Source organism: Kosakonia sp. LAM2021 (assembly GCF_016620385.1).
Taxonomy (GTDB): Bacteria; Pseudomonadota; Gammaproteobacteria; order Enterobacterales; family Enterobacteriaceae; genus Kosakonia; species Kosakonia sacchari.
This window is the reverse complement of the sequence record NZ_JAENHT010000002.1, coordinates 242,709-256,433: the sequence shown is the minus strand read 5'-3', so window position 1 is coordinate 256,433 and position 13,725 is coordinate 242,709. Positions and strand designations below refer to the sequence as shown.

At 56.7% G+C, this 13,725-nt stretch carries 9 protein-coding genes; 3 read left to right on the top strand and 6 right to left on the bottom strand.

The features are described 5' to 3' along the window. Positions 1-10 precede the first annotated feature (10 nt). The gene (bcsR, locus tag JKP81_RS07660) at positions 11-199 is read right to left on the bottom strand and encodes a cellulose biosynthesis protein BcsR (RefSeq protein WP_017458258.1); all 189 of its coding nucleotides are present in this window, start codon (positions 197-199) and stop codon (positions 11-13) included. A gap of 172 nt (positions 200-371) precedes the next feature. Here bcsR and bcsE point away from each other — a divergent pair, with 172 nt between their 5' ends. From bcsE to bcsG, 3 genes are read left to right on the top strand one after another with little or no spacing between them, the layout of a single operon-like run. After that, the gene (gene bcsE, locus JKP81_RS07655) at positions 372-1,931 is read left to right on the top strand and encodes a cellulose biosynthesis c-di-GMP-binding protein BcsE (RefSeq protein WP_200551254.1); all 1,560 of its coding nucleotides are present in this window, start codon (positions 372-374) and stop codon (positions 1,929-1,931) included. Continuing rightward, positions 1,928-2,125, top strand: a complete 198-nt coding sequence (gene bcsF, locus JKP81_RS07650; protein WP_175273650.1) for a cellulose biosynthesis protein BcsF — start codon at positions 1,928-1,930, stop codon at positions 2,123-2,125. The genes bcsE and bcsF overlap by 4 nt, the downstream gene beginning before the upstream one ends. Then, positions 2,118-3,797 (top strand): cellulose biosynthesis protein BcsG, encoded by a 1,680-nt coding sequence (gene bcsG, locus JKP81_RS07645; protein WP_200551253.1) that lies wholly within the window; start codon positions 2,118-2,120, stop codon positions 3,795-3,797. Before bcsF ends, bcsG begins: the two co-directional genes overlap by 8 nt. Positions 3,798-3,836: 39 nt before the next feature. Here bcsG and JKP81_RS07640 read toward each other — a convergent pair whose 3' ends face one another. Genes JKP81_RS07640 through bcsA form a run of 5 tightly spaced genes read right to left on the bottom strand, consistent with a single transcriptional unit; the run spans position 3,837 to position 13,711 of the window. Beyond that, positions 3,837-4,832 carry a glycosyl hydrolase family 8 gene (locus JKP81_RS07640; protein WP_200551252.1) on the bottom strand — a complete coding sequence of 332 codons (996 nt, stop codon included), beginning with the start codon at positions 4,830-4,832 and terminating at the stop codon, positions 3,837-3,839. Between the two features lie 8 nt (positions 4,833-4,840). Then, complete coding sequence (bcsD, locus tag JKP81_RS07635; protein WP_065369612.1) at positions 4,841-5,320, bottom strand: cellulose biosynthesis protein BcsD; 480 nt, start codon at positions 5,318-5,320, stop codon at positions 4,841-4,843. Then, complete coding sequence (locus JKP81_RS07630) at positions 5,320-9,303, bottom strand: cellulose biosynthesis protein BcsC (RefSeq protein ID WP_200551251.1); 3,984 nt, start codon at positions 9,301-9,303, stop codon at positions 5,320-5,322. The genes bcsD and JKP81_RS07630 overlap by 1 nt, the downstream gene beginning before the upstream one ends. 14 nt (positions 9,304-9,317) lie before the next feature. Further along, complete coding sequence (gene bcsB / locus JKP81_RS07625; RefSeq protein WP_200551250.1) at positions 9,318-11,603, bottom strand: cellulose biosynthesis cyclic di-GMP-binding regulatory protein BcsB; 2,286 nt, start codon at positions 11,601-11,603, stop codon at positions 9,318-9,320. Then, complete coding sequence (bcsA, locus tag JKP81_RS07620; RefSeq protein ID WP_200551249.1) at positions 11,600-13,711, bottom strand: UDP-forming cellulose synthase catalytic subunit; 2,112 nt, start codon at positions 13,709-13,711, stop codon at positions 11,600-11,602. Before bcsA ends, bcsB begins: the two co-directional genes overlap by 4 nt. Positions 13,712-13,725 lie beyond the last annotated feature (14 nt).

Sequence of the window (13,725 nt, the reverse complement as noted above, 5' to 3'; positions counted from 1 at the left end):
TGGTTATCCCTTATTGTTGACGGGCTAATTCTGCCAGCAGCGGCCAGCGCTTAAATGCCGCCGCCAACTGTTCTCGCTGGGAAATATCGGCGTAATCAATTTCAGGCAATGAAAATGCTTTACTTAACGCCAGAAAATCATTTTGGAATGTATAGCCCAGAGTAGGGTCTGACTGCGTTTTGGGTTCATTGTTATGCATTCTGGCCCGATCCCTTTGAATAGAAATACATGTACAGATGTAGCAAGGCATCGTACCCGAGAAAATTCGTTTACATGCTAAATCTGATGTTCTTTAATTTCAATGTTAGGTTTATTTCTCTGCTTTCGCTAGTAAACTGAGATACAGACAATTTTGCATCAAGAGGGACATCGTGGAGCCCATATTTTCTATCGGCATTGAGTCGTTATGGGACGAATTGCGTCATATGCCTGCGGGCGGCGTTTGGTGGGTAAATACCGATCGTGAAAAAGATGCAATAAGCCTGATAAATCAAACGCTAGCGGCCCAGGATAAAGACGCGCTGGTAGCGGCAATTGGTATGGGTCATGACCTACGGAAAATCATTGAGTTAGATAAAAAGCATGGCCCTGATAAAACCAGAATTTTCACAATGCCAAATCAGAAAGATGGTCTATACTTTTTCGCCCGTGATTTGCTTTGCTCATTTGAACCTGAAAATTATTTACTGATTCTGCTCTGCGCAAATAATGCATGGCAGAATATATCGGCGCCTGATTTACAACAATGGTTAGAAAGAACTCATACCTGGGCGAAATATCATAAATGTTCCTTACTGGTTATTAACCCTGGCAACAATAACGACAAACAATCTTCCATTTTAATGAGTGAATATCGTTCGTTGTTTGGGCTGGCGAGTTTACGCTACCGAAACGATATGTATCTTTATGATGTTGCCTGGTGGTGTAATGAAAAAGGGATTAGTGCGCGCCAGCAATTAGTGCTTAATCATCATCAAGGTCGCTGGCAACTCGCGCAGCAAGAAGAGACGTCGGTACAACCGCGCAGCGATGAGAAACGTATATTAAGTAATGTCGCCGTGCTGGAAGGCGCACCGCCGCTGTCGGAACACTGGACATTATTTGATACCAACGAAGCGTTATTTGAAGAAGCGCGATCCAGCCAGGCGGCGACATTGATTTTCACCCTTGCGCGAAACAATCAAATCGACAATATCGCACGCCAGGTGCACACATTGCGCCGCCAGCGCGGCAGCGGGCTGAAAATTATTGTTCGTGAAAGCCAGGCCAGCCTGCGTGCTACCGACGAACGTTTGTTGCTCGGTTGTGGTGCCAATATGGTGATCCCGTGGAATGCGCCCCTTTCCCGCTGTCTGACGCTGATTGAAAGCGTGCAGGGCCAGCAGTTTAACCGCCTGGTGCCGGAAGATATCACCACATTGCTGTCCATGACTCAGCCGCTAAAACTGCGCGGTTTTCAGCCGTGGAACGTGTTCTGCGACGCCGTCGGGAATATGGTTAATAACCCACTGTTGCCCGCCGATGGCAAAGGGGTTCTGGTCGCGCTGCGCCCGGTGCCAGGCATCCGCGTTGAACAAGCACTCACGCTGTGCCGCCCAAACCGCGTGGGCGATATTGTCAGCCTCGGCGATAATCGTCTGGTGCTGTTTTTGTCGTTCTGCCGGGTTAACGATCTCGACACGGCGCTAAACCACATTTTCCCGCTGCCCACGGCAGATATTTTCTCTAATCGCGTGGTGTGGTTTGAAGATAACCAGATTGCCGCAGAGTTAGTGCAAATGCGCACGCTGTCACCGGAGAAATGGGCAAAACCGCTGCCCGTTACCGCCGCCGGGAAGAAAATCATTAACGCTGAGCACGACGGCACAAGCTGGCGTCGGATCCCGGAACCGTTGCGGTTATTCAGTAAAGCCACGGAGCGCACATCATGATGTCAGTCAGCGATATTATTCAGCTTGTGGTGCTTTGCGCCCTGATCTTTTTCCCGCTGGGCTACCTTACACGCCACTGGATACGCCCTATCCGCAGCGCGTTTCGCATACTGTTTACCAAACCACGCTATGTAAAACCGGCGGGCGTGCTGCGCCGGGAATCGTTCGTCAAGGCAGACCGAAAACATGACTAATCATACTATGACCACTTCAACACCTTCGCCATTGTGGCAATACTGGCGCGGTCTTTCCGGCTGGAATTTCTATTTTCTGGTGAAATTCGGTCTGTTGTGGGCGGGCTACCTTAACTTTCACCCGCTGCTGAATCTGGTGTTTATGGCTTTTCTGCTGATGCCGCTGCCGCGTGTCCGCCTGCATCGCTTACGTCACTGGATTGCCATTCCCATCGGTTTCGGTCTGTTCTGGCACGACACCTGGCTGCCGGGTCTTGAAAGTATGATGAGCCAGGGCTCGCAGGTCGCGGGCTTCAGCGCTGATTACCTGTGGGATTTGGTGACGCGTTTTATCAACTGGCAGATGATTGGCGCGATTTTCGTGATGCTGATTGCCTGGCTGTTTTTGTCGCAGTGGATCCGCGTCACCGTGTTTGTCGTCGCGATTATGATCTGGTTAAACGTGCTGACGCTGACCGGGCCGGCGTTTAATCTGTGGCCCGCAGGTCAACCAACCACGACCGTCACCACCACTGGCGGTTCGGCGGCGGCAACGGTCGCAGCGGCGGGCGATACGCCGGTGGTTGGCGATATTCCCGCACAAACCGCGCCTCCGACCTCAGAGAATCTGAACGCGTGGCTGGCAAGTTTCTACGCCGCCGAAGAGAAGCGCCAGAGCACCTTCCCGGCGCAGCTTCCGGCAGACGCGCAACCGTTCGATCTGCTGTTCATCAATATCTGTTCCCTCTCATGGGCCGATATTGAAGCGGCCGGTCTGGCGTCGCACCCGCTGTGGTCACACTTTGATATTGAGTTCAAAAACTTCAACTCGGCCACCGCCTACAGCGGCCCGGCGGCGATTCGCCTGCTGCGCGCCAGCTGTGGTCAGCCGTCGCATAAAAACCTCTACCAGCAGGCCAACACGCAGTGCTACCTGTTTGATAACCTGTCTAAACTTGGCTTCACTCAACAGTTGATGATGGACCACAACGGTGAGTTTGGCGGTTTCCTCAAAGAAGTGCGCGACAACGGCGGTATGCAAGCGCCGCTGATGAACCAGGCGGGTCTGCCGCCGGTGCTGCTCTCGTTTGACGGCTCGCCGATTTATGACGACACCGCGGTACTGAACCGCTGGATGGAGTCCGACAGCTTTAAACAAGGCCAGCGCACCGCGACCTTCTACAACCTGCTGCCGCTGCACGATGGCAACCACTTTCCGGGCAATCGCAAAACCGCCGATTACAAACTGCGCGCGCAGAAGTTGTTTGATGAGCTGGATGCGTTCTTCACGCAACTGGATAAATCCGGGCGTAAGGTAATGGTGGTGCTGGTGCCGGAACACGGTGCGGCGCTACAGGGCGATAAAATGCAGGTTTCCGGCCTGCGCGATATCCCAAGCCCGTCGATTACCAACGTGCCAACGGCGATTAAATTCTTTGGTATGAAATCCCCGCATCAGGGTGCGCCGATAACCATTACGCAGCCGAGCAGCTTCCTCGCTATCTCCGAGATTGTTACCCGCGTGCTGGATGGCAAAATCTTTACCGAGGACAACGTCAACTGGCAGCAACTGACCAGTAATCTGCCGCAAACCGCGCCGGTATCCGAAAACGCCAACGCCGTTGTGTTGCAGTACCAGAATAAGCCGTATGTTCGCCTGAACGGCGGTGACTGGGTGCCCTACCCGCAGTGATCCTGCCAACCTCTCCCCTGGCGGGGAGAGGTTATCGCTTTAGCGCTGCTGCGCCAGCCAGACCAACATTTTCAGGCTGGCGGAGTAGTAATCATCCTGCGCGGTGATCTGCGGTTGTACAGGCGTTACACCCAACGTTAAATCCCGCACCGCCAGTAAACCGTCGTTCATGTTGTACGGTGCATTATCGTTGGTCGCCACATCCACCCATGCGGGAGTCTGGCTGCGGCCAAAACCCTGCCACCAGTTGCGCCACGGCGTTAATAACGCGCTATGCGGATCCTGCCAGCTCACATACAGCGGAATACGAATCGCGTCGTAGCTCATGCGCGGCGGCCACTCCTTCGCCGGGTTCAGCTTGCCATCCGCCGAAAGTGAAACCCAGTCCGTTGGTAAGCGCGCTTTGCCAAACGTCATGTTGCCAAGCAGCGTTTGCCCGTCTTTGATCAAATCGCGCCACACCACCTGATGGCTGCGCTCAGCGAAAGCCTGCCATGCCGGGAAAATAAAATAGGACGGATTCAGGTTTACATAGGTGTTGAGGTTAAAACCGTTGGCACCCGGCAACATCACGCGGTAACCCGCAAAGCTGATAACCGCATGTTTGAGCACCGCCTGGGTAATCGCATCGGAAGCGGCAAGGTAAGCGGCATTATTCCAGCGCTCACCGGCTTTCAGCAGTGCCCAGGCTATCAGCACATCGCCATCGGTAGCGTCGTTTTTATCAGCGATGGGATCGGCTTCCACCGGGTTATAACGCCAGTAAAACAGGCCATTAGCTTTGTTCTTCAGCGTTTTATTAGTCCAGCCCCACATGCTTTCAAAGGCCACTTTGTCGTCGCTGGCGACCGCCATCAGCATGGCGAAACCCTGGCCTTCGGTGTGGGAGACGTTTTTGTTGCCGGTATCGACAATGCGGCCATCCGGCATCAAAAACCGCGCTTTATAACTCTCCCAGGCGCCAGCGGCCTGGGAAACGGATGCAAATAGCAGACTCACCATCACCACCATCGCGGTGAAAACGCGCTTCAACATGGGCAAACTCACTGTGGGTTAGCGTAACGGAAGAGAACATCCGCCACAGAATAGAGCCTTTCGCGGGTAAACACGAGACTCGCCTCGCCGCCCTGGTTTTGCAGCCAGCGCGAATAAAGCCCTTCAAGAATGGCGCAAAACGCATAGCACCAGCGGGTCTGGTAGGCCTCTTCGCGAGCCACCGGCAGCGCCTGGTGGCGAAACGCCATGCCGTGTTCAGTGGTTTCGATATCAATAAACCCCCAGTTGAACACCGCCAGTTGCGCGTTAATATTCGCTTCCAGCTCGCCCACCGTCGCCGACGCCGGAAGCGGTACACGGTCCGCTAATGCTTCGCCCATCTGGCGCAGAAACGGCAGGCTTTCCGCTTCGCCGACGTTTCTCACCATGCCGTCAATCATCACGCTCAGCAAATCAAACCAGCCCGGCGGCGTTTGCTGTTGCTGGAAATAGCCAAGCAGCAGCGTGTTTGCAGTGTTGGTTGTCATTATTTATCCCCCAGCATGTACCGGAGCCAAACCCCGGCGGTGCTTTCGTTGTAACTGCCGAAGGTGTCATAACCGACTTTTCCACCTACCGACATGTTTTTATTCACGTTGTAATCGAGTCCGGCATGGAAGTTATAGCCAATGCCATTCTGTGAACCGCCCTGGTACTGCGCCTCTTTCACAAAACCCATATCGGCGAGCTGTTGCAGCATCTTCTGTGCTTCCGGTTCTGTCGGGAAGTAGTTGCTCTTGTCCTGCGTGTAGGACTGGTAGCCCACCGCGCCGCCAATGCTCAGTTTCCAGTTATCGATTTTCTGTGATAAATCAACCGGCAGCGACACACTCACGTAATTCTGCGGGCTGAAGTAACCGCCCTGGCCGTAAGTGAAGTAACTGAGGTTTTTCGAGTAGTTCATCCAGCTAACGCTCAGCCCCGTCTGCAACTGGCGGAAATCATCGTGCCACGGGCGCAGATAAACGCCGGCATTGGCGTTCACGCTGGTGTTGCTCGCCACATCTTTACCGATATAGCTATACCCACCGCCGCCAATGTAGAACCCGGCGTCGCCGTCGTCGTAGCTCAACTGTACGCTGCCGCCGTTTTTGGTGACCTGCCCCCAACGCTCGCCGGAGTAAGCGTCCCGCAGCCCAACATATGACAGCAAACTGTCAGTCACCGCGCGACGCTCGCCGGTAAGGATAAGCGTCAGGTAATTGGTCAGTTTCGGCGACCATTTCACGCCGCCGACCAGCGAGGTTAAATCCTGCCCCAGCGGCGTGCTGCCGATATCCAGCTTATAGCTGTCGCCGCTCAGCGCCATATTCAGCTCAACGCCGCTGGCGTTTTGCGAATCGGTGGAGGACTTAATCGGATCGCTATAGTTGGTCTTATAGTTTGATGCGCTCAAACTCTTCAAACGGCTCGATGACAGCAGCGAGGTGAGGTTGTCGTAACCCGATTCGGTAAACGGTGACAGTTTGCTGGCATCGGCATAGCTCGCGAGATCGGTAAATTTATCGCTGCCGTCGGTTGCCGTGGATTGGTTAGCGTTTTTAATTGAGGTCGCAATGTTACTCACCCCATTCGCCAGCGGATTCGCACCATAACGCCGCCAGGCATCCCCGTTAGCACTGCCGGAACTGAGCGAAACCGGCGTCGCGGTAAATTCAAAGCGTGCATCGCCAAACGGCGAGCTGGACCAGGTGAGCGGCGCTTTGGCTTCCGTCAGCTTGCTGGTGCCGGTTTCCCCGTCGCGACCACGGATCTCCACACCGCCCTGCAACCACATGCCGGTTTTCTCGTTCATCTGTTGCATCATGTCGTCGACCTGGCGCAGCGTTCGCGTTTGCGCCGTTTCGACCGGCAGATCGGTACGCGTGGTACCCGGCAAGTTACTGCCCGGTTCGTGCGCCACCTGAGCGACTTGCCACGGCAGCGTTTGCCCATACAGCGACTGCGGCGCCGCGCTTTTACTGGTGGTGGTAAACGGGTTATCCGCCAGCAGCACACCGCCGATTGTCGGCGTTGCCGCGCTGTTATTCGACTCCAGCCCCACCAGCTTGCCGCGCGCGCTGCGCAGATAGGTCATCGCCTGCTGATGATTGCCTTTCGCCTCTTCCAGTCGCGCCAGCAGTAACAAGCGATCCGGTGAAGTATTGCTGCGCAAGCCACTGGCTAAGGTTTGCGCCTTATCGACGTTATTTTCCGCCAGCGCGACATCAATCGCGCCGACGCGCGCTGCCTGATCTTCGCTGTCGCGCGTCATCAGGTAGTCATACAGCACGCCGGCTTCTTTGTTCATCTTGCCGGACTGATACAAACGCCCCATCGCGAACATCAAATCCGTGTTCTGCGGGTCGTTTTGCAACGCGCGGATCAGCTTGTCATAGGCGGCGGCATAATTGCCCTGCTCACGCAGTTGATCCGCTTCGTTGATCACATAGCCATTACGCACCCCGGCAAGCTGGGCTGGCGTGCTGCGCGCCTGCACGTCCGGGCGGGAAACAAAAGCCTGCGCCTCCTGGTTAAGCCCCGCCTGGTTCAGCACCGCAACCTGATCGGCATAATCGCCAATATTGCCCTGCACGCCCTGTTTCATACTTTCACGCACCAGCGCAACGGCGGTGGTGGTATCGCCGGTCTGCGCCAGCATTCGCGCCAGTTTACCGGCATCGACCGGGCTTTTCGGCGGTGTGGCCGCCAGCGCTTTCAGGGTATTGGCTGCCGCCGTCATATTGCCCTGAGCGAGGTAGCGCTCAGCGGTCGCCATTTGCAGGTTGTAATTAACCCGCTGCGCAAGGTCGCGCATCTGGCCGTTCTGGCTGGCGGGCGAAATACGGGACAGCAGCGAACTGGCCTGCTGCCAGCCGCCATTTTCACTGGCGAACAGTGCGGCAGCGTACAGCGAACTGGCACCGGCTCGCGGGTTTTGCGCGGTCAGCATTACGTTCGCGGCTTCATTTTCCTGACCCGCTTGTTGCAGCAAACGCGCCAAATCAAGGCGCAACCACGGGTCATCCGGCAGGCGCGCCACGCCCTGGCGCAACACGGCAATGGCCTGCGAGGTATTTCCGCTGGCTGCCAGTTGTTGCGCCTGCCGACGCAGCGGGTCGCCAGGCGTACCCGTCACTACGCGCGGTTGCAGTTTTTCCTGCAAACTCGCCGGTAACGTGCGCAGCAGGCTTTGCGCTTCTGCCGCTTTGTTTTGATCGCGCAGCACGTAATAGAGATTTTCCCGCGCCGGCGCATTCTGCGGCTGCTCATTCAGGATCTCGCGCAGGGCTTGTTCCGCTTGTGGGTAATCTTTGTTCTGGCGGAGCACATCAGCGCGGAACAATTTGGCAGCCGTGCCGCGTTCACCGCTCTGCTGCGCCAGCGGCGCTGAAAGCGCCAGCGCCTGGCTGACATTGCCCGTTTTTAACGCTTGCTGTGCCTGCGCCAGCTGGCCATAAAATGCGGCGTCTTCCGCCTGAGCTTTACGTTCTGCTGAAGCCTCGCCTCCCTGGCTCGCCGCCCGGTTCAGATATTGTGCCGCCGCCTGGTAATCACCGTTGCGCTGGGCAATATACCCCATGCCTGCCAGCGCATCGGCGTCCTCAGGGTTGGTTTGCAACACCTGCTCAAACTGTCGTTTTGCGGCATTACTGTCGCCACTATTCAGCGCGGTAAAGCCTGCGCCTTTCGCGCTGCCACCGACATTTTTACGGTAGTACGCCTGCATCTCGCTATCCTGCGGATGGCGCTGCAACCAGGTATCGTAAAAGCGTTCATCGCCAGCCTGCGGCGCAAGCCATAGCAGCGCCTGACGCAGCCCTTCATCTGCCTCTTTATTGCCGCTGGCCATCGGCTCCAGCAGCAAGATCCCGTCGCGACGCGTCGCTTCACGCCAGGTCAACATCTTGCCCAGCGCCACGCGGGCGGCATTATCCTGTGGATGCTGGGCGATGAAGCGCTGAATTTCCGCCAGCGCCTGCGGGTAGAGCGCTTTATCGCCCGCCATCGTCAAATAGTATTCCGGCGCGAGGCTCGGCGGCGGCGTGTCGCCATTGAACAGGCTGCGCCAGGTTTCCAGCGCCGCCGGAACATTGCCGCTACGCGCCTGCTGGCGAGCAAGCGTTAACTGCCCTTGCGGCACCTGCGCCAGCTGTTTTGCGTTATCCAGCGCCTGCAAACCACTATCGTCCGGCGCGGTTTTCGCCAGCCTGGCTCGCCACTGCGCGGCGGTTTGTAAATCACCATTTTGCTGCGCCCACAGCGCCATCAGGTACATCGCCTGGGTGTTATTGGCATCGACCATTAACACCTTTTTGAGCGATTCCATCGCCAGGTCGTCATGGGATTTTTCGTGCCAGTAGTTAGCCTGATCAAACAGCGCCTTGAGCGCCGCGTCATTTGACGCGGCCTGCGCGAGGCCGGAGGTCGCCAGCGTCAGCGCGCCGGAGAGGCAAATTGTTGTCAGCCGACGGGCGGTTTTTTTAGACATTATTGTCACCCTTTTCACTTGCTGTTCCCCGCATCCAGACGTTTACGCTCGCGTTTTTTAAGCACGCGATACACCATGCCACCCACCAGCGACCCGACCAGCAGGCTCAGGATCGCCAGCAGCGCAGAGTGTTGGTTGGCGTACCAGACCACTTTCATCTGCGGCGGCATTTCGCCGCTGGGGAACTGCTCGCCGACGCGGAAGCTGCGCACACCGTTTTCATTGGTGATGATGGCGGCATCGCCGCGAATGCCGGCGTTGATTTTTGCAGAAGCCAGATCGCCATGCAGATGCGATAACTGCTCGTCGTTGCTGCCAAGCGCCAGCACCACCAGCCGGGTATCGTTCCACGGCGAGCGAAAGCTGATAAAACCGCGCCACGCTTCATTGGAAGAGAAGTAGCGATCGGCTTCCAGCCCTTCTGCCGCCCAGTCGCCTGCTATCCAGCGCTGCACTTTCTGCCAGCTGGAAGGCTCACGCACACCCAACGTGCTGTCATGGGTGACAAACGGCGAATGCGCCAGCAGCGCACGGTTAAAGTCATGCTGATCCATATCGCTTACCGCCAGCACATCACGGTCACGCAAGAGCTCCAGAAAACTGCCGCCGGTCGGTACACCAAACACCACGCGGTTGTGACCGAGCGCGGTTCCGGTGGCGTTGCCTGAGCGCGCCGCCATATCAAACAGCGTGGCGATCTGCGTTTCGCTGGGATTGACCGGCAGCATCAGGACCGTTTCTGAGTAATCTGCCAGGCGGGTAAACGGGAAAGAAGCCCCGACGAAATAAGAAAGATTCGGCAACAGCGCAAAGTGGCGGGTGTGGCTAAGATCGATCCACGAATCATCATCAATGCGGCTTTTAATGTTGTTATTCAACAACGTACTACACGGCGCGTTCTTTTTCGGCACGATGTTGAAATAGAGCGAAAGCTGGTTGTCGCCGTAAATCATGTACGGCTCCAGCGGCATATCAAACTGCTCCTGGCGCGCATCGCCACCGAGCTTGTGCCACAGCGTCTCCAGCGCCCCCTGCTTATTGACCGGCAGGTTGTGCAGGAACGTGTCGTTCAGTGTCATGCTCAGCCACGAACGTTGTTCGTCAATCCAGTTCTCCGTCGGGAAACGGTAACCAATATGCAGCGGGATGGTTTCACCGTCCCACAAGAACAGATCGGGTGCAGCGCGGAACGCCACCTGCAACGGCGGATGCCAGATCCCGGTGGCGGTCAGGCTTTGATCTTTACGGATCAGCTCCGATAACTTCACCGGACGATCGGTTGGGATCCAGCGCGGCGCATCGTACGGTTTGCTCAACGGGATCGTCTGCGCATCGACATCCACCGCCGGGGTTTGCAGCGCAAAGTTGCCGCGCGTTAAGCGCCAGGCCGCCGCGCGTAATTCGCTTTCATCTTTCCCCACCACCAGCAGCAGTTTGTAAACCGGGTTCGCCGGGTTATCGATAATTTTCAGCAGCGGCTGGCTGGTTTGCGGCAGCGTTAAACCGCCAATTTGCTCGCCGGGGTGACCAATCAGAATGCCGTTTTTTTCCGGCAGACGGTCGTGGTAGGCCGCGAACGAAACGCCGCGATAATCAGCCTGAATCCCCAGCCACGAGGCGATCAGCGCCCCGGCGCTAATGGTATCCGGGCTCAGCTTTGACGCGAATGCTACCGCAATCGCCGCCGGAGACATCTGCATGCTGTCAAAGAAGGGGCGCGGAAAATGGCTCAGATCCGCGCCGATATCCAGTTGCTGCCCTTCCAGCTCAAAGCGCGAATCCGGCAGGATAGTGACACGATATTTGTCACTCAGGTCGCGCTGACACTGCATGGCATCGCCATCGTTAATCTTAAAGCTGAGGCTGTTACTGGAGACCATCAGCGCGGCGGGAATATCAAGCTGGTAACGGGCCAGGTCGCTGTCGGTCGCCGTCAGCGGCACAGTGCCGAGCGGTTGGCCGTTGAGCATCAACTGCATGGTGGCGTTACGCGCCGCCAGCGCCGGGGAGATGCGCAGGTTGAGCGCCAGCCGGGCGCTGGTCATCACCTGGTCGACCGGCAGAGTAAAATCAACGCCGCCCTGGAATTGCCCGCCGCTGAGGGTGATCCCTTGCGGCTGGCCCATCTGCGCGATGCTGACACTACTCATCACCAAAGGTACAAATGTCGGCGTGGATTGCGCTATCGTTGGCGGCGGCAGATCCAGCGGCAGCAGCGATTCAACCGTTGTTTCTTCACTGTGTAACGGCGCGATAAACAGCGCGCCGAGCAGTACCGCAAGCGTGGTTAGCCGTTTCATACGCTCTCCTCCTGCGCAACCTTTGCTGCGTGCTGCGCGCGTAAACGGCGGTTTTCGCGGCGTGATTTCCACGTCAGCCAGAAGAGGTCAAAGACACAACGCACAATCGTCAACATGGAGCGGAACGGGTTGTCCTGCGGCTTCGGCGGGTGGATCCATGCGTCGGCGCGGGAAAGCACCACGCGCACCAGTTCACGGCGGCGCGACAGCGGAATATCGTCGAACATCAGGCGGATATGCTGCTCGTCGCTGGCGACGGTTTGCACCGGAATACTAATCGCGCCGGATTGCAGCAGCAGTTCAATCGCTTCGATTTCATCAGTCAGATGACGATCGTCCGGCGCCACGATACGACAGCCGCCCATCGACAAATCCGCCGTCTGGCTGCGCGATGTGATCCCGCTGGCGTAATGGATAAGCACCGGGATATCGACATCAATACGGATGGTTTTGCGCGTCTGGCGGGTTTCGCGCGCGACGGCAATCGCCGCCAGCAGGAAAATCAGGCTATACAAGCCCCAGGCAACGTTCAGCACAATAACGCGCGGATCCACACCAAAGTAGTCATGCGCGCAGGCGCGGACAATCCCGGCGACCACGCCCGCCGCCAGCAACAAGGCAATGATCAAATGCGGGCGCACCACGCTGAAGTCGAAATAGCCGACATTCAGCAGCCCGCCTTTGTCGGTGACGTTAAACTTGCCGCGTTTGGGAAACAGCATGGTTACCATCGTCGGTAGCGCAATGTGAAACGCCATCACCAGGTCATAAATCTCGCCCCAGAAGCTGTAACGGAAACGGCCATTCAGCCGTGAGTTAACGTACACCGCCAGGAACAGGTGCGGCAGCGCATAGGCAAACACCAGGCTGGCCGAAGAGTGAATAATATTCAGGTTAAACAGCAGGTAAGCCAGCGGTGCGGTGACAAAGGCAATGCGCGGCAAAGCAAACTGGTAATAAAGCATTGCGCTCAGGTAACACAGGCGCTGCTGGATGGTCAGCCCACGGCCAAACAACGGGTTATCGAGACGAAAAATCTGCGTCATACCGCGCGCCCAGCGGGTTCGCTGGATCACATGCAGCACCAGACGCTCGGTCGCCAGGCCTGCGGCCAGCGGAATATCAATAAACGCCGAACCCCAGCCGAGACGCTGCATTTTCAGGGCGGTATGCGCATCTTCGGTGACCGTTTCTACGGCAAAACCGCCAATCTCTTCCAGCGCGCTACGGCGGATCACCGCGCACGAGCCGCAGAAGAAGGTGGCGTTCCAGTTATCGTTGCCCTGCTGAATTGGGCCGTAAAATAGCGCCCCTTCGTTGGGGATATTGCGCCCGACAGAGAGATTACGTTCGAACGGATCGGGCGAATAGAAGTAGTGCGGCGTCTGCACCAGCGCCAGTTTCGGGTCTGTCAGGAAACCACCGACCGTGGCCTGCAAGAAGATGCGCGTCGCGACGTGGTCGCAGTCAAAAACGCAAATCAGCTCGCCGTTGGTGAGTTTCATCGCATGGTTGAGGTTACCGGCTTTGGCGTGCGCGTTATCGTTGCGGGTGATGTAGCCGACGCCGGCATCGGCGGCAAATACGGCGAATTCACTGCGTTTGCCGTCGTCGAGCAGATAGATTTTCATCTTATCGCGCGGGTAATCCATGCACTGCGCAGCCAGCACCGTATCGCGCACTACATCCAGCGGTTCGTTATAGGTTGGAATATAGACATCGACCGTCGGCCACAGGCTCATGTCATCCGGCAACTGTACGAGTTCGCGTTTCAGCGGCCAGACCGTTTGCAGGTAGCTGAGCAGCAGCATTACCCAGACATAAACTTCCGCGAGAAACAGTCCCATGCCGAGGAGGGTTTCAATCTCGGAATTAAAGTGCAGGGTTTGTGTCAGGCGAAAATAGATATAGCGCGTCGAGAGCAGCACCGACATCACCACCATGATCACCGAAATAGAGCGCTTTTTGCTCAAGCCCATTAAACAGAGAATACCGATGCTGATCAGGCCAAAAATGTACTGTTTTTGGCTGTCCATGGGCGTGATCACCACCAACAGGGCAACAGGCAGCACTGCCAGAACCAGCAAAAGAGAGAGAAACTTTTTCATACGTTGCCCGAAGC

Excerpts from the sequence above, each read along its gene's own strand:
- bcsR (WP_017458258.1), bottom strand. The coding sequence starts at position 199 with ATGCATAACAATGAACCCAAAACGCAGTCAGACCCTACTCTGGGCTAT.
- bcsF (WP_175273650.1), top strand. The coding sequence starts at position 1,928 with ATGATGTCAGTCAGCGATATTATTCAGCTTGTGGTGCTTTGCGCCCTG.
- bcsG (WP_200551253.1), top strand. The coding sequence starts at position 2,118 with ATGACTAATCATACTATGACCACTTCAACACCTTCGCCATTGTGGCAA.
- JKP81_RS07640 (WP_200551252.1), bottom strand. The coding sequence starts at position 4,832 with ATGTTGAAGCGCGTTTTCACCGCGATGGTGGTGATGGTGAGTCTGCTA.
- bcsD (WP_065369612.1), bottom strand. The coding sequence starts at position 5,320 with ATGACAACCAACACTGCAAACACGCTGCTGCTTGGCTATTTCCAGCAA.
- JKP81_RS07630 (WP_200551251.1), bottom strand. The coding sequence starts at position 9,303 with ATGTCTAAAAAAACCGCCCGTCGGCTGACAACAATTTGCCTCTCCGGC.
- bcsB (WP_200551250.1), bottom strand. The coding sequence starts at position 11,603 with ATGAAACGGCTAACCACGCTTGCGGTACTGCTCGGCGCGCTGTTTATC.
- bcsA (WP_200551249.1), bottom strand. The coding sequence starts at position 13,711 with ATGAAAAAGTTTCTCTCTCTTTTGCTGGTTCTGGCAGTGCTGCCTGTT.